18 protein-coding genes are annotated in these 17,549 nt (G+C 50.4%); 4 read left to right on the plus strand and 14 right to left on the minus strand.

Annotated features, from left to right (window positions below; genetic code table 11):
* Positions 1–53: 53 nt before the first annotated feature.
* The 6 genes from OIM03_00520 to OIM03_00545 all read right to left on the minus strand — a co-directional run bounded on the left by OIM03_00520 (position 54) and on the right by OIM03_00545 (position 5,440).
* Entirely contained in the window at positions 54–1,004 is a 951-nt protein-coding gene (locus tag OIM03_00520) for an aldo/keto reductase (protein ID HJI72764.1), read from the minus strand.
* 185 nt (positions 1,005–1,189) lie between these two features.
* Positions 1,190–2,362 (minus strand): hypothetical protein, encoded by a 1,173-nt coding sequence (locus OIM03_00525; GenBank protein HJI72765.1) that lies wholly within the window; start codon positions 2,360–2,362, stop codon positions 1,190–1,192.
* Positions 2,355–2,507: a hypothetical protein gene (locus OIM03_00530; GenBank protein HJI72766.1), complete on the minus strand. Its 153-nt coding sequence runs from the start codon at positions 2,505–2,507 to the stop codon at positions 2,355–2,357. Before OIM03_00530 ends, OIM03_00525 begins: the two co-directional genes overlap by 8 nt.
* The gene (locus OIM03_00535) at positions 2,504–3,160 is read right to left on the minus strand and encodes an ABC transporter ATP-binding protein (GenBank protein ID HJI72767.1); all 657 of its coding nucleotides are present in this window, start codon (positions 3,158–3,160) and stop codon (positions 2,504–2,506) included. Before OIM03_00535 ends, OIM03_00530 begins: the two co-directional genes overlap by 4 nt.
* A 13-nt stretch (positions 3,161–3,173) precedes the next feature.
* Entirely contained in the window at positions 3,174–3,605 is a 432-nt protein-coding gene (locus tag OIM03_00540; protein ID HJI72768.1) for a hypothetical protein, read from the minus strand.
* On the minus strand, positions 3,602–5,440 hold the full coding sequence (locus OIM03_00545; GenBank protein ID HJI72769.1) for an alkaline phosphatase: 1,839 nt from the start codon (positions 5,438–5,440) through the stop codon (positions 3,602–3,604). Before OIM03_00545 ends, OIM03_00540 begins: the two co-directional genes overlap by 4 nt.
* 262 nt (positions 5,441–5,702) lie before the next feature.
* On the opposite strand from OIM03_00545, the gene OIM03_00550 reads away from it, so the two are divergent.
* A complete protein-coding gene (locus tag OIM03_00550) occupies positions 5,703–5,915 on the plus strand; it encodes a 4-oxalocrotonate tautomerase family protein (protein HJI72770.1) in 213 nt (70 codons plus the stop codon).
* Between the two features lie 317 nt (positions 5,916–6,232).
* Here OIM03_00550 and OIM03_00555 read toward each other — a convergent pair whose 3' ends face one another.
* The 6 genes from OIM03_00555 to OIM03_00580 form a co-directional block, all read right to left on the minus strand.
* On the minus strand, positions 6,233–6,691 hold the full coding sequence (locus tag OIM03_00555; GenBank protein ID HJI72771.1) for a DNA starvation/stationary phase protection protein: 459 nt from the start codon (positions 6,689–6,691) through the stop codon (positions 6,233–6,235).
* A gap of 57 nt (positions 6,692–6,748) precedes the next feature.
* Positions 6,749–7,180 (minus strand): DNA starvation/stationary phase protection protein, encoded by a 432-nt coding sequence (locus OIM03_00560; protein HJI72772.1) that lies wholly within the window; start codon positions 7,178–7,180, stop codon positions 6,749–6,751.
* A gap of 258 nt (positions 7,181–7,438) precedes the next feature.
* Positions 7,439–7,894: a DNA starvation/stationary phase protection protein gene (locus OIM03_00565; protein ID HJI72773.1), complete on the minus strand. Its 456-nt coding sequence runs from the start codon at positions 7,892–7,894 to the stop codon at positions 7,439–7,441.
* A 286-nt stretch (positions 7,895–8,180) separates the two neighbouring features.
* A complete protein-coding gene (locus OIM03_00570; protein HJI72774.1) occupies positions 8,181–8,609 on the minus strand; it encodes a DNA starvation/stationary phase protection protein in 429 nt (142 codons plus the stop codon).
* A gap of 639 nt (positions 8,610–9,248) precedes the next feature.
* Positions 9,249–9,878, minus strand: coding sequence for a TIGR04076 family protein (locus OIM03_00575; protein HJI72775.1), 630 nt, complete (start codon positions 9,876–9,878; stop codon positions 9,249–9,251).
* A gap of 30 nt (positions 9,879–9,908) precedes the next feature.
* Positions 9,909–10,433 carry a nitroreductase family protein gene (locus tag OIM03_00580; GenBank protein HJI72776.1) on the minus strand — a complete coding sequence of 175 codons (525 nt, stop codon included), beginning with the start codon at positions 10,431–10,433 and terminating at the stop codon, positions 9,909–9,911.
* A gap of 173 nt (positions 10,434–10,606) precedes the next feature.
* On the opposite strand from OIM03_00580, the gene OIM03_00585 reads away from it, so the two are divergent.
* Positions 10,607–10,957, plus strand: coding sequence for a helix-turn-helix transcriptional regulator (locus OIM03_00585; GenBank protein ID HJI72777.1), 351 nt, complete (start codon positions 10,607–10,609; stop codon positions 10,955–10,957).
* A 242-nt stretch (positions 10,958–11,199) separates the two neighbouring features.
* On the opposite strand, the gene OIM03_00590 is transcribed toward OIM03_00585, so the two are convergent.
* Positions 11,200–14,481: an autotransporter outer membrane beta-barrel domain-containing protein gene (locus OIM03_00590; protein ID HJI72778.1), complete on the minus strand. Its 3,282-nt coding sequence runs from the start codon at positions 14,479–14,481 to the stop codon at positions 11,200–11,202.
* Between the two features lie 79 nt (positions 14,482–14,560).
* Here OIM03_00590 and OIM03_00595 point away from each other — a divergent pair, with 79 nt between their 5' ends.
* On the plus strand, positions 14,561–15,259 hold the full coding sequence (locus tag OIM03_00595) for a helix-turn-helix domain-containing protein (protein HJI72779.1): 699 nt from the start codon (positions 14,561–14,563) through the stop codon (positions 15,257–15,259).
* Positions 15,260–15,288: 29 nt separating this feature from the next.
* On the plus strand, positions 15,289–16,131 hold the full coding sequence (locus OIM03_00600; protein ID HJI72780.1) for an IS3 family transposase: 843 nt from the start codon (positions 15,289–15,291) through the stop codon (positions 16,129–16,131).
* Positions 16,132–16,827: 696 nt separating this feature from the next.
* Here the strand turns inward: OIM03_00600 and rsmG are convergent.
* Complete coding sequence (rsmG, locus tag OIM03_00605) at positions 16,828–17,538, minus strand: 16S rRNA (guanine(527)-N(7))-methyltransferase RsmG (protein ID HJI72781.1); 711 nt, start codon at positions 17,536–17,538, stop codon at positions 16,828–16,830.
* Between the last annotated feature and the right edge of the window lie 11 nt (positions 17,539–17,549).

Here is a 17,549-nt window from a genome sequence, read left to right on the forward strand (position 1 = left end):
AAAAAGACTGCAGCAAAATGTATCATCATTTTGCTGCAGTCTTTTTTATTTCCTTAGTCCATATCTTTTTCCCATACCCGGAGTGTATGGACGCCGGCTTTGTCGCCTTCTTGTTCCAGCTTCTGGATTTCTTCTTCTGTGAGTTTCACATCCTTGGCAGCGGCGGCTTCTTCTACCTGTTTTACTTTCGTGACGCCGATGATCGGAAGCGTCCCCTTGGCAAGGGCCCAGGCGATGGCGGTCTGGGACGGGGTGATATTATGTGCTTCCCCGATTTCCTTCAGGGCTGCAAGGATGCCGTCCAGTTTGTCCATGATGCCGTTGTAGCTCTTTCCTCTTCCGCTTCTTTCGGGCATGAGGTGGTCTTTGTCATACTTGCCGGTGAGGGCGCCCTGTTCGAGGACCATGTAAGCGTAAAAGGTGATGCCCTTTTCCTTGCAGTAGTCCAGGATGCCTGCGCGTTCGGACGATCTGTGGAGCAGGCTGTAATGGTTCTGCACGGCTGCGACGTGAAGGCCTTCGGATGCGAGGATTTCCTCTGCTCTTTTGATTTCTTTGAGGTTGTGATTGGAAACGCCGACGGCGCGTGCTTTGCCGCTCTTTACGACGGGGATGATTTCCTTTGTCCATCTTTCCACGTCGGCCGGATTGTGGATCCAGTACAGGTCGACGTAGTCGGTGTGGAGGCGCTTCAAGCTTTCCTCCATCATTGTTTCGATGGGATGCTCCACTTCTTTGGCGATCTGCGGGGTGAACTTGGTCGAGATGTAGAGATCATCCCTCTTGCAGTCATCAACGAACTCACCCAGAATCGTCTCAGAAGCGCCCATGCCGTACACGGCAGCTGTGTCCCATAGATTGAGTCCCAGTTCCATGCCGCGGCGGAATACGGGCCATAAATCGTCTTTTGTGAGTGTGTTTCCAAACACGCGGTCTCCGCCATTTCCACCTACGCCCCAGGACCAGGCACCCATGGCAATTCCTGCTGTTTTCTTTTCTGTCATAATACCTCCCCCTCCGTCCCGTCGGACGGCCACCGGAGCCAAAGCTCCGCAAACTCTTCCCTTCTATTATATGGCAGCCATGCGGCTATGTTAAATATTTATTTTGCTTTATATGAATCAATTTAATTAAGCATGGCGAAAATAAAAAGGACTGCAGCATTTTCTCTGCAGTCCTTTCAATTTCCTTAAAGGTATTCTGATACGTCTTTTCTTCCGATCATGCCTGCCGGGATGAGGCCCGCCAGGGTACCGAGGATGGTCATGACGGGGATCGTGAGGAGACCTCTCCAGTCGGGCGCTGTCTCAAGCACAATGGCCGCATTTCCCTGGATCGCCGAAGCGGTCAGGAGGAAGGCTCCGTAGGCGAGGAGCCAGCCGCAGACTGTCCCGAAGAGGAGCAGCATGCCTTCTTCTGCCAGAAGCATAGTGATGATCTGCTGCTTTCCTGCGCCCAGTGCCTGCAGGAGGGCGAGTTCGGGCATTCTGCCAAGTCCGCTCCAGTACATAACGAGGAGCGTGATCATAAGCGAGATTCCGATCAGGGATACGACAAGGACGGTCCAGAAGTGGCGCGTCTGTCCGACCATCGAGTAGAGCTGGATGACGTTCTGCGACGGGAATACCATCTGCACGTCATGGTTCTTCTGATACGCCGAGAGAAGCTGCATGGCTTCGCGGTAGCCCTTCGGCACCGTGAGGATGGCCGTCACTTCCTGCTTGTCTGCCGTGGTGATTCCGTGTTCTTCCCACACTTCATGGATGTCAACGAAAATCGCCGTATCATACGGGCCGCCACAGGGAGCGAGGATGCCCACCACCTTGAATTCGTGGTTGTGCTCCTTTCCCTTATCGGCAAGGCCATGGATGGAACGGAATGTATCACCGATCTTGAGGCCTGCAAGGCGTGCTGTCTCACTTCCGATGACAGCGGCTCCCTCTTCCCCAAAGCCCTTGCCTTCAGCGATGGAAAGCCATGGCGCGCTGGTCTTGTCCGGCTTGTAGGAGAAAATGGCCTCATCCGTTCCGACGATGCGGAAGCCCCTGTAATTGTCCCCGAAGGCGAGCGGATAGACCGCCTGCACCTTGCCGGAGTCTTCGAGCTTCTCCATTTCCGTGTACGGAATATTTCCTATCGGCCGGTCGCGAAGGAAGACCGTATTCAGCACAAGCTGGTACGAGGATCCCTTGGCACCGACGAGAATCGGAAACGGCCGGACGGAATGGTTGATGCCCTCATAGAGCCCGTCTGTCACCTGCAGGAGGAAAACGGGCACGGCTGCCGAAAGCACAATCAAAAGGAAGAGGAGAAACTGCCTTAGGGGTCTTCGGAAAAGGGAGTAAAAGGCGAGCTTAATCATCCGTCCTCCTTTCACCGAACCGTTCGGCAAAGAGGGCGCGGGCTTCATTATTTCTGACGACGAAGAGGAGCGCGAGGATCAGCGCTGCGAAAATGACTGTGCCCACAGGGCGTGTGAAGAAATCCCGCAAAGAAACTGTCATCATGCATTCCCCCTCTTCATGAAATACTGGTTTTCAAAGAGTGCCTGGACTTCCGGATCGTGGGTTGCGCAGAGGAGCATGCACTTCGTCCGCCTCTGGTAATCCAGCATAAGGTTCATCAGAATTTTCCCGTTCTCGCGGTCGAGCCCCGAGGTCGGTTCATCAGCAAGGAGGAGCGACGGATGCCTTGCCACAGCGCGCAGGAAGGAAACCCTCTGCTGCTCGCCGCCGGAAAGGTGCTCCGGACGCCGGTTTCCTTTTCCGGAAAGCCCGACGCTCTCCAGGAGCCCGTCCAGTTCGTCCTGCATGAGGTCCCAGCCGGCGAGCCTTGCGGAAAGGCGGATATTTTCCGCAACCGTCAGGTACGGAAGGATGAGGGACTTCTGAAAAACGTACCCCACCTTCTGCGCGCGGAAACGGCATTTCTCCTGCCTTGTCATCTGCGTGAGATCCGCGCCGGAAACGATGACCGTACCCTTTGTCGGCGTCATGAGCCCGGAAAGGCAGTGAAGAAGCGTCGTCTTCCCGCTCCCCGAAGGGCCGATGAGCGCCATGGCGCCGCCGTCTTCCAGCGTGAAGGACGGGACGTCGAGCGCGCGGATCACGCGGCCGTCGCCGTCAGGAAATTCGCATATGAGATCCCTTACTTCGATCAAGTGGGCCTCCTTTCTAGCCGCTGATGGAATCAGCATGGATGCGGAGCTGGCTGACGAAGCCTGTCTCCGGATCCGTTTCACTGCCGATTTCCAGTGTACCAGACACCGTGATCGGGCTGTCATACGGCAGCGCCGTCACAGGGTCGTCTACCTTGACCACGATGATATTGTCCGGCCAGTCCGCATCGCTCGAGCAGAACGGGCAGACGGACATGGGGACTTCCGTCAGAACGAAGAACCGGATGGTCGGCGTCAAAGGCGGCGCCATGTATCCGGATATTGTCACCTCGCCTCCGGCAAGGCTCTGCGTCTTGTCCGAGAAGGTGAGGCCTTCGGCGGAGTATCCGGAATAGATTTCAGAGAAATCCAGGTTTTCAGCACGGGCTGTCCATCCGGAAAAGAGCACCAGGAGCGTAGTCAAGAGGAGAAGGACAAGTCTTCTCATTTCTTATTGCCGTTGATTCCGAGAGCTCTCAGGATGCCGAAGAAGACTTCTGTATTATCCATGGTGCCGTGGAAATATTCGGAGCCAGGTCCGCCTGCATTGAGGAGAACGTCATCAGCTGCATGCGCTTCCTGTGCATCGTCCTTCGGTGTGTTGGCCGGCATGAGGACTTCCGGATCGCCCGGGTGGATGCGGGCCGGATTTGCCTTGGAAGAAGCGGAAGATACCTGATGGTATTCGATCTTGTCGCCGACTTTGGAAGCTTCCTCTTTCGTCTCGGTGACGGAGAGTGCCGGCGGGGTCGGTGTCTTCATGAAGTGGTAGTTTTCATAGTATTCAGGATGGTTTGCATACTGTACAGCAAGCGTTACATCCGGATCCGGATTATCCGGGAATCCGTCATGATCGGCATCCTTGAAGGTCGGGAATATGGACTTCGCGTAAACGCGGACTGCTTCCGGACCCTTCTTGCCGTCTCTTTCATGGTAGGTGCCGCTGATGGAAACGCCGTGTGCATGGTCAGCTACGACGATGATCAGGGTATCATTGCCATGTTCCTTAGCCCATTTTTCAGCGTATTCGATGGACTTGTCGAATTCGATCGTATCGTAAGCCGCACGCTGCCAGTCCATGACATGGAGCTGCTTGTCGATGGATGCGCCTTCGATCATAGCGAAGAAGCCGTTCGGGTTCTTGGAGAGGATGTCGAGAGATTTCTTCGTCATGTTCATGAGGTTCGGCTGATCAGTGAAGCCCTTCAGGACCTTCGGGTTCTTCAGCATTTCACGGTCGATGTAAACGTTCATCGTGCCGGTGTGGAAGAGGCCGAGGAGCGGCTTGTCAGCCGGGGCTTCCATCATTTCCTTGGACGTGGAAACGAAGGTGTATCCCTTATCCTTGAAATCCTGAATGATGTTGTCATTGTCTTTTCTCTTGGATCCCGGTACAGAGGACGGGAGGTAGCGGGCAGAGCCGCCGCCCATGATGACATCCGGACGATGGTTGTCGTCGAGGTAGCTCTTAGCCAGGAAATCCTGGTTCGCTCTTCTTCTGGTATGTCCGACCATAGCAGCCGGGGTAGCATCGGTGGATTCAGCCTGGGTGATGATGCCGATGGACATGCCGCGTGTACGTTTCAGAATTTCAGAAAGGTTTTCTACCTTCGGATCATCGAGCGGATCCTTGGTGGAGTCTTCGTAAACGCCCATAGCGTTGACTACGGACTTGTGTCCGGTCGCATAAGCGGATGCGGAGTTCGCACTGTCGGTGACGAGGGAGTCGTAGCCGGAAGTGGTGATGACTGCATTATGGTCGAGTTTTTCCATAGCCAGCAGGTCATTGTACTTGCCGTTTGTCATGCCTTTGGAAAGGATGCGGGCAATTTCTCTGGCCTGCAGGGACATGCCGTCGCCGATGAAAAGGATGACGTTCTTTGCGCGTTTCACAGCCTTTTCATTCACAACCTTGTACTTGGCTGTGGAGGTGGAAACGACGCCATTGTCATTAGCGCTGGCAGTGACAGTGATGTCACCGGTCTTCGGAAAGCTGACCTGATCGATGCGGTAGGAAACGACACCGTTATCAAGGGTCTTCTGGACAGCGTTCTTGCCGATGAACTTGTCAGCCGGTACGCCATTGATGTCGACTTTGACATTCTCCAGATTCTTAGCTCCGGAAACCTCTACGTCGAAATCGAAACGGGCGCCAGCCCAGAATTTAGCGGTGTCGACCGGAAGGATCCGGACATTCGCAGCATCGGATACCATAGCGGTTCCGAAAATTGCTCCGCCAGCTACAAGCGTCATGACAGCAGCCTTCAGGAAATTCTTTTTCATTTTATTCTCCTCTCAAAAATAGGAATCATTGCATTTACTACTGTAAAGGGTTCATGCAAGAGTTCTGATAAACTTTTGTATAAACTTCGCAAATTATCGATTAAAAATGAGAGGATTCTCTGATAATCTTGATAATTCATGTACTTCTGTAAAGAGAAGGAAAAGTTTTCAATTCCCGCCCCTCCCCTTTCCCGGAAACTGTTCTTACGATAAAATAAAGGCAGAACATTTCCTTTTTTCTTCCAGCGGAAGGAGGCAAATTATGCCATACGTCAACATTAAAATTACAAAAGAAGGCAACGTCACAAAGGAACAGAAAGCCGCCCTCATCAAAGGCGCCACAGACCTTCTCGTCAATGTCCTTCACAAGAACCCTGCCAGCACCGTCGTCGTCATAGACGAAGTAGACCTCGACAATTGGGGCCTCGGAGGAGATCCCATCCTCGTCGCAAGAGAAAAGAACAAGAAGAAATAAAATAGTAAAAAGAAAGCCGCAGGAATGAGCAGTCATTCCTGCGGCTTTTGCGTGGAGGGAACCCATGCTTCCATTTTCTTCCCACGGAAAAAGCGGTACCCTTGCGGGCGCCGCTTTTTCCGATCGTATTGGATTGGGAGATGATGCTATAGCCAGTCAGGAGCCGAAGGTAACTTCAGTTCCTGACCAACTAGCTGGTTTTCTTTGGAGAAGAGTTCCATGCAGCCATCCGGTTTTCCGTGCTGCATTGTCTTTCCCTGCGATAGCCTTGGCGGATTTCATTCCGTCAAGTAAGTATTGGAAGTTCCTGGGACTCCTTATTTGTTGTCCTGTCCCGGGAAGTGTGGTCTCTTGATTTCCTGACCAACCATCCAGTTAGCTTTGGAGAAGAATTCGATGTAGTCATCCATCAGGTTAGAGGTGACATAGACATCATCCTTGTCTGCCAGGGCTTTGACGGATTTTACTTCGTCCAGGAGGTACTTGAAGTCTTTCAGAACGCTTTCATAAGCTTCTTCAGAGGTGACTTCCTTGTTCTTGGCTTCTTCGATGGAAGAGAGTGCCAGGAAGCCTTTCATGGTGCTTTCCGGTTTGAGGCCGAGCTTCAGCATGTTTTCAGCAACGCCGTCGACAATCTCAGCGACTTCATCATAGTATTCTTCGAGTTTTGCATGGTCATCGAAGAAATGATAACCTTTCAGGTACCAGTGGAAGCTCTGCAGTTTATGATATTCCACAACAAGATCAGCAAGCAGTTTATTTAATTCTTTTTCCATAATAAATTTCCTCCTTATATAGTATGTCTTTCCGTATGTTTCGGGTTCATGCCCTTATTATTTCTTAAGAACCTGGCCAACCATCCAGTTAGCTTTGTAGAACATTTCGATGTAGTCATCCATCAGGTTGGAAGTGACATAAACGTTGTCCTTTTCAGCGAGAGCCTTGACGGATTTAACTTCATCAAGCAGGTACTTGAAGTCTTTAAGAACTTCGGTGTAAGCTTCTTCGGAAGTGACTTCCTTGTTCTTGGCTTCTTCGATAGAAGACAGTGCCAGGAAACCTTTCATGGTGCTTTCCGGCTTGAGTCCAAGCTTCAGCATGTTTTCAGCAACGCCGTCGACAGCTTCAGCAACGGAGTCGTAGTATTCTTCAAGTTTTGCATGGTCATCGAAGAAATGATAACCTTTCAGGTACCAGTGGAAGCTCTGCAGTTTATGATATTCCACAACGAGATCAGCAAGCAGTTTGTTCAATTCTTTTTCCATAATAAATTTCCTCCTTATAACATGTATCCTTGGAGACCTTTCCGGTCTCTCTCTTGATCTGTATACATTGTATCGCTAATCGAATTTCTTCGATAGCAATATTATCTTTTATTTTATAACTATCGTATTCAATTCTGAGATTCATCCATCAGAGCCGATCTCAATTTCACCGGCTCCGACAGGAACTCTCATTTTTACTCAATCATACTTTATTGATTATATTTGTAAAATTATTCTGTTTTGTGTCGATTTGCTGATTCAGGCATCCTGACCAGGGAAATGCGGCTTCTTGGTTTCTTCGCCGACCATCCATTCAGCCTTGGAGAAGAGTTCGATGTAGTCATCCATCAGGTTCGAGGTGACATAGACATCATCCTTCTCTGCCAGAGCTTTGACAGCCTTGACTTCATCAAGCAGCTGCTTGAAATCCTTCAGAATGATTTCATACGCTTCTTCAGAAGTGACTTCCTTGTTCTTGGCTTCTTCAATTGTGGAGAGTGCCAGGAAACCTTTCATCGTGCTTTCCGGCTTGAGACCAAGCTTCAGCATGTTTTCGGCAACGCCGTCGACAGCGTCTGCAATGTCTCCGTAGTATTCTTCGAATTTCTTGTGATCATCGAAGAAGTGGTAACCTTTCAGGTACCAGTGGAAGCTCTGCAGCTTGTGATACTCAACAACCAGATCAGCCAGTAATTTATTTAATTCCTTTTCCATTTTTTGTTCCTCCTTACCATACGATGGATATTTGGAAGACGCTCCCTCTCGGGGAGGTCTCTCCTTCGATCTGTGTATAGTATAGGTCAAAACAAGCAGAGAAAATAGCAAATTTCTCCTTTGATTTGTAACAATCGTCCACATATTGAAGAATTTCTTACTATTCTCATTTATAAATAAACACTGTCACAAAGAGCAGTGCAAATCACTGCGTATTATGACAGTGTCCGGAAATAGGAAGGAGCGGCCCCGAAGGGCCGCTCTCTTGTTAACTAAGTTATTTAAATTATCTGACTTCCTGTCCAACCATCCAGATTGCCTTGGAGAAGAATTCGATGTAATCGTCCATCTTGGTAGATGTGAGGTAATCACCGCTTTCATCAGCAGCCGCCTTGACGCCTTTGACTTCATCCAGGAGATACTTGAAATCTGCAAGGACAGCTTCGTAAGCTTCTACGGAAGTCACTTCCTGATTCTTTGCTTCTTCGATAGAAGAGATCGAAAGGAAGCCTTTCATCGTGCTTTCCGGCTTGAAGCCAAGCATCAGCATATCTTCAGCGACGGTGTCGACTGCTTCAGCGATAGCGTCGTAATATTCTTCCAGCTTTGCATGATCATCGAAGAAATGGTAACCCTTCAGGTACCAGTGGAAGCTCTGCAGCTTATGATATTCCACCACGAGATCAGCCAGTAAATGATTCAATTTCTTTTCCATATTTCTTCCTCCTATATACGATAAGACCCATGGGGTCAGTTCAAATTTGATGTTCTCAGTATACAGGAAAAGCGAATTTTCGAATAGTAAAATCGTCTCCAAAATTATAACTATCGTATCTATATTTATACTTTTCGAAGATGAAAGAGCATGGAATCTTATAGACAAGCCGCAGCACGCCAACTCGCCTTCCCAGACGGGGAAGGGGGACCGCTTTGCGGTGGATAGGGTTGATTACCAGCAGCTGAAGGCTGGTTTGCTTGTTTTCCTCGAGCAACGCGAGGTTTAAGGGTGTCAAAGCTCGCCCCGCAGGGGGAGCTGATGGCCTTTGACCTTGCCCTGGAAGGGAAGGTGGCTCGTATACCGATTGACAATGATGGTAAGAGCACAAACGACACAGAAGTTATTGTACGAGACGGATGAGTTGCATTTCCACGGACGAAGTCCGGTTGTATGGTTTTAAAGGTTCATCTCCCAGCCTGCAAGGCGGCTGTGCGGTTTTAATCATGTTTTACGTTTTCCCCTCTGCTAAAAGCAGCTCTATTTATGTCAGCTATCCCTCTACGCGAATCTGACACTATAAAAGGAGCCGTGAAAATGATCGCTCATCCCGCAGCTCCTCTCTTACCTTATATATAATTACTCTTCGACTCCGGTGACTTCATAACCTTCGATGCCGGAGAGGGCTTTTTCGTACATGCCCTTTGTCTTTTCAGGAACGCCTGCTTCGAGGAATACTTCAGCCACGCCTGTTTCATGGGAAGCGGTAACTTCCTTTACGCCCGGAAGCGCTTCGAAAGCAGCGCGGATCTTCTTCTCGCAGTTCTCGCAGCCCATTCCCTTGATGGAGACTCTCTGGTAATCCAGACGATCGATCTTGAAAATGACAGGACGCGTGCCGTCAGAGCAGCAGCAGATCATCTGTCTCTCATCCTTCATCCAGCCGCGCATGATCGAGCCGCCCTGAAGTCCCGTGTAGATATAGCGGGAAATCGCATCCCATGCTTCCGAGCAGAAAGGCATCTTCGGCCCGCCTGCGACCTCGTCCGGATTTCCTTCCGTCTTCACCAGAGTGGAGAGGCCCATGTGCCAGAAATCATCCTTGCCAGCAGCGCGTTCGAAGATGAACGTGTCGCCCACATTGTAGCAGGGGCAGGCGCCCGACTTCGGATCCATGCAGTATGCTTCCTGCAGTTCCGGATACAGTTTCTTATCAATGACAGTCACTTTTACCTTATGCAGCATTTCATTCACTCCCTGTTTCCACATGGCGGTTTTCCCGCTCTTATTCTTATGAAATTATTTAATGAAAAATGCGCGTCCTGCTTTTCTCGGCGCCGCCTTCGGTGTCTGATCCGCATAGCCGATGACCAGGTTGCCGATGCCAAGGTATTCCCCTTCAAGGCCGGCCTTCTTCAGGATTTCCTTTCCTTCTTCCGTCTCGTAGACTTCCTTCGCGCGGTGGATCCAGCATCCGCCAAGTCCCAGTGCATGAGCGGCAAGAAGCATCTGACCGATGGCGAGGCTTCCGTCTTCGACGCCCTTATCCCAGTCCTTCGGTGTCAGCACGGAAATCACGACCGGCGCACCATAGAAAGGATCGAAACCTTCCTTCCATCCGCCAGCCTTGCGGTTCAGATCAGAAAGCGCATCACGAGTTTCCTTGTCCGTGACCGCCAGAATCACCGGCTTCTGGTATCCCATGCCGCTTGGCGCATACAGCCCTGCTTCCACAATTTCCTGCACAAGCTCTTCCGGCACAGCCTCCGCCTTGTACTTTCTGACACTCCTGCGGCTTACAAGCGCATCCATGACTTCGTTCATATGTAAAACCTCCTTCGTTATTCTGTTTCAAGTATAGACCCATTACCAGCTTTTAAACAAGTACGATATTTTTATGACAGCACACTACTTTAGTAGAGTGTATGCAGTGAAATATAGTACTTGCCCGCGCCGCTCACGCGTAGTACCATCATAGGAAAGAAAGGACGATGCAAATGGACCTGAAACTTGCGCACGAAGAATTCGAACGCGGCATCACGCACACCGGATTCCACTACACCATGTCCCTCATCAAGGGAAAATACAAACTGGGCATCATCTACTGCCTCATGATGAACGGCCCCACACGCTACAACGAACTCAAACGCCGCCTCGAAGCTGCCACCTTCCGCTCCCTGACGAACTCCCTCAAGGAACTCGAAGCCGACGGCCTCATCAGCCGCAAAGAATACAGCCAGATTCCCCCGAAGGTCGAATACGACCTGACCGAAAAAGGGAAATCCATGACACCTTTCCTGGAGCTCCTCTGCGACTGGGGCTGCGAGCACATGCCGAAAGAAAAATAAGGAAATGAAAAAGGACTGTGACGAAATGTGTAATCATTCCGTTACAGTCCTTTTTGTGTGGGTATATTGACTAACACCGAAAAACCTCGCTCCGCTCGTGGAGATGAACCTCCTCAGGCGCATGCGCGCCAGCTCCACCTACGGGGCGAACTCTAACACCCTTAAACCGAACTTCGTTCGAGAAAAGGAAAAAGCAGAGTTTAAACGGATTTTGTCACATCCCCTTTTTTAGTGGAATTCACTTAGAACTTATATGCTGCAGAGACCTGGAAATTCCAGTCGTCATGAAGACCGGAAGAGAATTCGCGGGCAGCGGACAGGGACAGGCGCGCAAATGGCGTAATGTCACAGCGGTAACCGATGCCGAGTGTCTTGACGTGTTCCTTTCCGCTTTCGGAAATGTCCATCGTATTCCATGCATCAGACATGGTGCCGTCTATATCATATCCGGTGCGGATGCCCCAGCCTGCATAAGCGGTAAGAAGGGATACCGGCGAGAGCGGAAGGGACGCTTTGAGTCCGGCTGAGAAGGAGCTGTAATGGCTTTCCTTCATGGTGAACGGGAATCCTTCCCCATCCTTCGTCGTGAATCCGCGGATGCCTGCATAAGCAGCGCGGACAAGAGGTGTGATCGTGCCCTTTCCTGCCGGGACATCCACGCCGACTTCTGCATGGACGCCCGTTGTGCGCGTGCTCATATCGGCCAGACTGGTGTCCTTGATGCGGATTCCGCCGGCAAAGATATCTCCCGCCGCGTAGAGTCCGCCTGCAAAGTCATGACGCCCGTAAAGGGAGACACGGGTGAATTTCTTCTTCATGGACACTTCCCCGAGATTTTCCGTCCCGTCGAGCGAGGAATTCGTATGCATGACAGAAATACCGGCGCGGGAATGATCGGTATGATAGAAATCGACGCCGGCCGCCAGATCGTTGTGGCTTCCGCTCCAGTCTCCCGGACCGTAATTGCCGCGTGACCAGTGTGCCCACACATTTTCATCATTGCTGTCCGGATAGAGCGGCGCATCCATGCCTGCCATGATGAAGCGGCCTGCTCTTCTGACAGCGCCTATCGTGCGGAGGGCTTTATCGGAAACAACATTCTTATCCACTTCATACTTCCCTCCGACATAGCCTGCACTTTCATCCTGGCTGACCGGTGTCACGATGCCGTACATGCTCTCATCCGTCATTGTTGTGACGCCCTTAAGGGTTACACTGCTCCCTTGATCAAAAGACATGATCTTCGTCTTGGCCAGTTCGGAGGCCGGGGTCACGCCCTTTTCTCCGTTGGCGCTGACATAGACCGTGCCAGATGCCGTTTTCGTATTGAGGAGACTGTGCGCATCATCCGTCACTTTGACAGCCAGCGTGCCGTTCTCACTCTTGAAATCATCCGTAGTCAGCGTTACCGGCGCATCTTTTCCGGAAAGATTCAGAGTGGCCTGCTTCATGGACAGAGAGGATGCTGTTGAATCCTTTGTCACATTCCATTGGGATCCTTCATCCAGGCTGACATTGACTTTGCCGGCCTTATTGGCAAGGAGCGCGCCAAACCTTTCTTTGTAATCCGGTATATTGACGTACTGTTTGAGATCCTTATCAATATTCATCTTCTCATTATCCACAGCCGCAGCACCTTCGAAAGTGCCGCCCTTGCTGATATTGATATCCATGACACCGCCATACGATGCCCAGACGGTGCCTTCATCCTTGTACTGCCCGTCTGCATCGGCAGAAACATCATAAGGAATCCCCTGATCCGGATCCGCGGAGGCCGCTTCATGGTAATGGCCTTCCGGATTGAATTTCAGTTCTTTGGCATTGATTGTCACTTTATTGCCAAGGAATATCGCGCTTGCCGACGTATCAAGAGTCAGCGAATCCGCATTGACCGTCGTTTCCGCTCCTTCTTCCAAAGCGGCATAGACATCCGATCCGCCAGACTGGACACGGTAAAGATGCGCTTCGGGAGCGGACAGGACTGCTGTCCCGTTGATATTCTTCACGCCGCCCTCCAAAGTGAGTGTCTTCCCTGCCTCTACCTTTGCCGTGCCGGAGTGGCTGATGGAAATGGACTGGTCGACCGGCTTGCCGTTCCTGGCGTTGCCCTTCGTATTTGCGATACTTTCCAGACTGATATTTTCTGCGCCAAGCGTTACGGATGAATCCGCTGCTTCTGCGTAGGATGCTGCATCCATGATGAGCGCACCGGCTGAAAGATTTTCAAGGCCGTGGATATCCAGCGTATTGCCGCCTTCTTTTACCATGATCGGATCCTTGATGGCAAGTGTTCCTCCATTTTTGGCCGCGATTGTGACTGTGTTCTTGTACTCTTCCTTTGGATTTCTCATATCCAGAAGATCAAGATTCAGTGAGTCCATCGTGCCATTGATCGTATTGGCAGAAATGGAAACGTTCGAGCGTCCCTTGGCCTGCACCTTTTTCCCTTCCAGTGTCAGCGTGTCCGCTTCAATCGTGCCCTCATCCCCTGCGAGAATAATATTTCCTTTCATGGAAACATCATTGCCCTTGATAGAGAATGTATCCGCTGTCTTTGACTTGATGGAGGAAGTGCTCGTTTCATCAAATTCAAGCCCGCCTTCCAGATGGATGCTCTTCCCTGTGAGCGCCATCTTCGACCGGCCGCCTGAAAGGACGACAGAATCATGGACGGTAAGAGATTCCGTATTCTCATCGCCGATGACCGTTTCCGCCAGGTCACTGTTTGTGCCAAGTCCGTTCATCTCAATTGTTTTGGCCAGCATCGTGAGCTTGGATTCGTGCCGGTTCGAGACATTGTTCGCCTTGATGAAATCCTTCGCTTTCAGCGTGATTTCAGACTCCTCAAATCCGGAAACACTGTTGATTGTCATGGAATTCGCATCCACTGAAATGATGCCCTCGCCGGATCCCGTCTGGATATCTCCCACGCGGTAAGACCCGCCGGCAATGCCGCTCTGGCTGATCCAGTCATTCCTGCGGTCTCCGATTTCATTATTCGCATCGCCTGCTATGAGATCCCCGGTGAGGTGGACGATGACCGAGGAGTGGTACTCTTCCTCATCAGCCGGTTCATACCACTGGTTCTTATGCGCATAGAGCAGGTTGAAATTCATATCCTTTCCTTCGATCTGTATCGTCCCGCCCTTTTCAGCTTTTGCCACGATAGGATCATTCACCGTGAGCGTTCCTGAATAATCTTTAGTCAGATCGTAATGATTTTTGATGAAAGCACTGTCCAGATACTTCGGATGGACGGTGATCGTAATCGTATCGTCAGCTTTGCCGTCGTCCTTCCCGATCGTTCCCTTTGTCCCATCGATCGACATCACGTTGCCCTTCCCGCGGGCAACCAGTGTACCTGCAAGGTTCCCGCCCTCCGGTACGTCGATCTTAAGATTCGTTCCCGAGTGAATTTTTGATGCCAGATCAGCCTCAGGCCCCGTCAGCGTCAGTGCCGGCCCGTAAGACCTGGATCCTTCCGAGCTGTCCGCAAAAGCGAGCGTCGAAATGGTATGATTCAACAAGAAAGACAGAATAATATCATAAATATATTAGGAGGTCATTCTTATGCCATGTAAAACCAAAGCGTCCCCGGAGGAAATGTTAGACCAGATTGCTTCATATCTCTATCAGGGTGTTACGATTACCCAGGCAGCTGAAAATCTTCATATGAGCCGCATAACATTCAGGAAATGGGTCCTCCGGTATAAAGAGGAGGGCTTTAAGGGATTGCGGCCCAGGCAGCATTTGTCTTACTACTCCAATCAGATGAAGATCCAGGCCGTAAAGGAATATCTTAAAGGCGGTGTTTCCATGCTTTCCGTCTGTGCCAAATACAGAATTTCCGGCACACTCTCCCTTAAAACATGGATTGAGGCGTATAATGAGCATAAGTTGACAGACCTCGTTTCTGAAGGAGGAGATCTTATGGGCAAACGCCAGCAATCGGTCAAGGAAGAGCGAGTCAGAATCGTTCAGGAGTGCATCGCCAGTGGATGCGATTATAACAAGATAGCCAAGAAGTACAACATGTCCTACCAAACGCTCTACACATGGGTAAAAAAGTTCAAGGAAATGGGCGAAGTTGGTCTTGAGGATTACAGAGGAAAGCCGATCAGGCTCCAAACGCCCCGGACCGAAGAAGAACAGCTGCGTCAGGAGAATGCCAGACTTCTTGAAGAACAGAAGGATCTTATAGCAGAGATTGCCCTGCTAAAAAAAAAGATGGAGATAGAGGAAAGGTTGCGTTCCTCGAAGGATTCAGCCTTACTCACCTTCTCAGAGATTTTAAAGCCATAAAAGAAGTCCATGAAGAAACCAACATCTCCATAGAAAGTCTCTGCCGACTCTCAAAGGTCTCCCGGGCAGCTTATTACGGATGGCTGAATCATATTAAGAGCGGCCGTGAACTGCTGAGAGAAAAGGTCGCACAGGAGGTCATGAAAACCCATCAGGAATATCCGGATATGGGATACCGCCGGATTAACGATTGGATCAAGAAGGATGACAACATCAATATAAATGTAAGCGACAGTCTGGTTCTTCGTATCATGCGGATACTTAATATTAAGTCCGTGATCAAGTACAAGACCGATGGTTGCACTCGTAACGCAAAGGATCCAAAGTACATTTTTGAAAACCTGCTGAACCGTGACTTTGATGCCGGCGTGTCCAATGCAAGATGGATGACGGATGTCACTGAATTCAAGTACACAACTGCTGATGGAGTTTTGCACAAGTTATATTTAAGCGCGATTATTGACGGCCATGATCGCCGGATTGTCTCTTATGTCATCGGCGACAGGAACAATACTGCACTGGCTTTTGAGACAATGGAAAAGGCACTTAAAGAGAATCCTGGAGAACATCCAATGATTCATACCGACCGCGGATTCCAGTATACAAGCAACGGATTCCATAAGATTGTTGAAAAAGCAGGACTGGTTCACAGCATGTCCCGTGTAGGCTGCTGTGCAGACAACGGTCTGATGGAAGGGTTCTGGGGAATGCTGAAGCGCGAACGTTACTACACACGTAAATTCACCAGCCGTAAAGCAGTGGTAAGCATGATCAACGGCTACATCTACTTCTACAACAACAAACGCATTCAGCGCAAATTACATCTTTTAGCTCCAATGGAAGTATTCAACGCAGCTCCAATGGCTGCATGATTAAGATTAAAGTACGATTAGATTTTTTATGATATTTATTTGTCTGTATTAACAAATCCGCACCACCTTCTCCTGCCGGAGCAAGGTAAAAGGCAATTCTTCCCTCCGTCGGGGGCAGCTTCACAAGGAATAAAGAAAAGATTTCCAATCTGATTTATTTTTGACCTTTTGTACCCTATCCCATACGCCCTTCCCCGTCTGGGAAGGTCAACACCCTTAAACCAGCCTGCGGCTGAGGGAAAACCAGAAAACCCCGCAGATGTTAATAGCCGTTCGCGCCAATGCGGAAGGTTTTGACCTGCCCCAGCGGGGAAGGAGTACCGGCCTTCAACTGTTGCCGGGAAAGGGGTGCAGTATTCATTGGTTTTTATAAAAGGTTCGTCGAGCAGCGCGAGGTTGGCGTGTTTTCCCATTCGCACCTTAGGGCGGTTGTACGGTAGTTATATAAGAGCTTTCCTTCTAATCTTTATTAATCTAAGAGCGCACCTTGGCATTTAAACCGCGCCGCGGGCGCAACAAAAAAAGGACCCTCGATGGGTGGCCTTGCTCCGGCAGGAGAAGGGGACCGCTTGCGGTGGATACAGTAGTTCCACGCGGTTTTACCGCGGTTTTCCGGTGTCGTCAGCGCAGTCTGACAACAAAAAAAGGACCCTCGACGAGTCCTTTTTTTGTAACAACTATTATTCCTTTATTCCCCTATTCCCCCAGTATCGGTTTCTTTTCTGCGATGCCGATTTTTCTTGGATAGGTCTTGGGGCATGGGGCTGTTTTCCTGATATAGAGGATACAGCGTTTTTCTCCTGTGGGAAGTTCGAGGTTTTTGACTTCTTCTACTTCTGCGTTGAGTTCGCGGAGGATTTTGCCGGATTCCTTGAGTTCATCTAAGGCGCCGGGGCCTTTCATGGCTGCGAAGACGCCGCCGACTTTGACGAATGGGAGGGCCCATTCGGAGATGACGGGGAGCATTTTCACGGCTCTGGCTGTGACGATGTCGAAGGATTCTCTGGTTTTTCTTCTTCTTCCGCCTTCTTCGGCGCGGATGTGAAGGCACTTGACGTTTTTGATGCCTAGTTTCTGGCATGCGTTTTCGACGAAGGTGAGTTTTTTCTGGATGGAATCTGCCAGGACTGCCTGGATGTCAGGTCTCAGGATGGCAAGGGGTACGCCGGGGAATCCGGCGCCTGTGCCAAGGTCCAGGAGTTTTGCGTTTTCTGGAAAATACTTTTCGTCATAGACGGTCAGTGAATCGTAGACGTTCTTGATCAGACTCTCCTCAGGGTCTTTGATGCCCGTCAAATTGATCTTTCCGCTCATTTCCATGACGAGGTCATTGTAAGCGAAGAGTTTCTGCGCGGCGTCCTCTCGCCCCGCAAGTACGGGCAGCTGCATCATTTCTGCGATTGTCATATGTTTCCCCT

The organism is Veillonellaceae bacterium, from assembly GCA_025992895.1.
Classification (GTDB): Bacteria; Bacillota; Negativicutes; order Veillonellales; family Dialisteraceae; genus Dialister.

Coding starts and splice junctions, on each gene's coding strand:
- OIM03_00520 (HJI72764.1), bottom strand. CDS start 1,004: ATGACAGAAAAGAAAACAGCAGGAATTGCCATGGGTGCCTGGTCCTGG.
- OIM03_00525 (HJI72765.1), bottom strand. CDS start 2,362: ATGATTAAGCTCGCCTTTTACTCCCTTTTCCGAAGACCCCTAAGGCAG.
- OIM03_00530 (HJI72766.1), bottom strand. CDS start 2,507: ATGATGACAGTTTCTTTGCGGGATTTCTTCACACGCCCTGTGGGCACA.
- OIM03_00540 (HJI72768.1), bottom strand. CDS start 3,605: ATGAGAAGACTTGTCCTTCTCCTCTTGACTACGCTCCTGGTGCTCTTT.
- OIM03_00545 (HJI72769.1), bottom strand. CDS start 5,440: ATGAAAAAGAATTTCCTGAAGGCTGCTGTCATGACGCTTGTAGCTGGC.
- OIM03_00550 (HJI72770.1), top strand. CDS start 5,703: ATGCCATACGTCAACATTAAAATTACAAAAGAAGGCAACGTCACAAAG.
- OIM03_00555 (HJI72771.1), bottom strand. CDS start 6,691: ATGGAAAAAGAATTAAATAAACTGCTTGCTGATCTTGTTGTGGAATAT.
- OIM03_00560 (HJI72772.1), bottom strand. CDS start 7,180: ATGGAAAAAGAATTGAACAAACTGCTTGCTGATCTCGTTGTGGAATAT.
- OIM03_00565 (HJI72773.1), bottom strand. CDS start 7,894: ATGGAAAAGGAATTAAATAAATTACTGGCTGATCTGGTTGTTGAGTAT.
- OIM03_00570 (HJI72774.1), bottom strand. CDS start 8,609: ATGGAAAAGAAATTGAATCATTTACTGGCTGATCTCGTGGTGGAATAT.
- OIM03_00575 (HJI72775.1), bottom strand. CDS start 9,878: ATGTGGAAACAGGGAGTGAATGAAATGCTGCATAAGGTAAAAGTGACT.
- OIM03_00580 (HJI72776.1), bottom strand. CDS start 10,433: ATGAACGAAGTCATGGATGCGCTTGTAAGCCGCAGGAGTGTCAGAAAG.
- OIM03_00585 (HJI72777.1), top strand. CDS start 10,607: ATGGACCTGAAACTTGCGCACGAAGAATTCGAACGCGGCATCACGCAC.
- OIM03_00595 (HJI72779.1), top strand. CDS start 14,561: ATGTTAGACCAGATTGCTTCATATCTCTATCAGGGTGTTACGATTACC.
- rsmG (HJI72781.1), bottom strand. CDS start 17,538: ATGACAATCGCAGAAATGATGCAGCTGCCCGTACTTGCGGGGCGAGAG.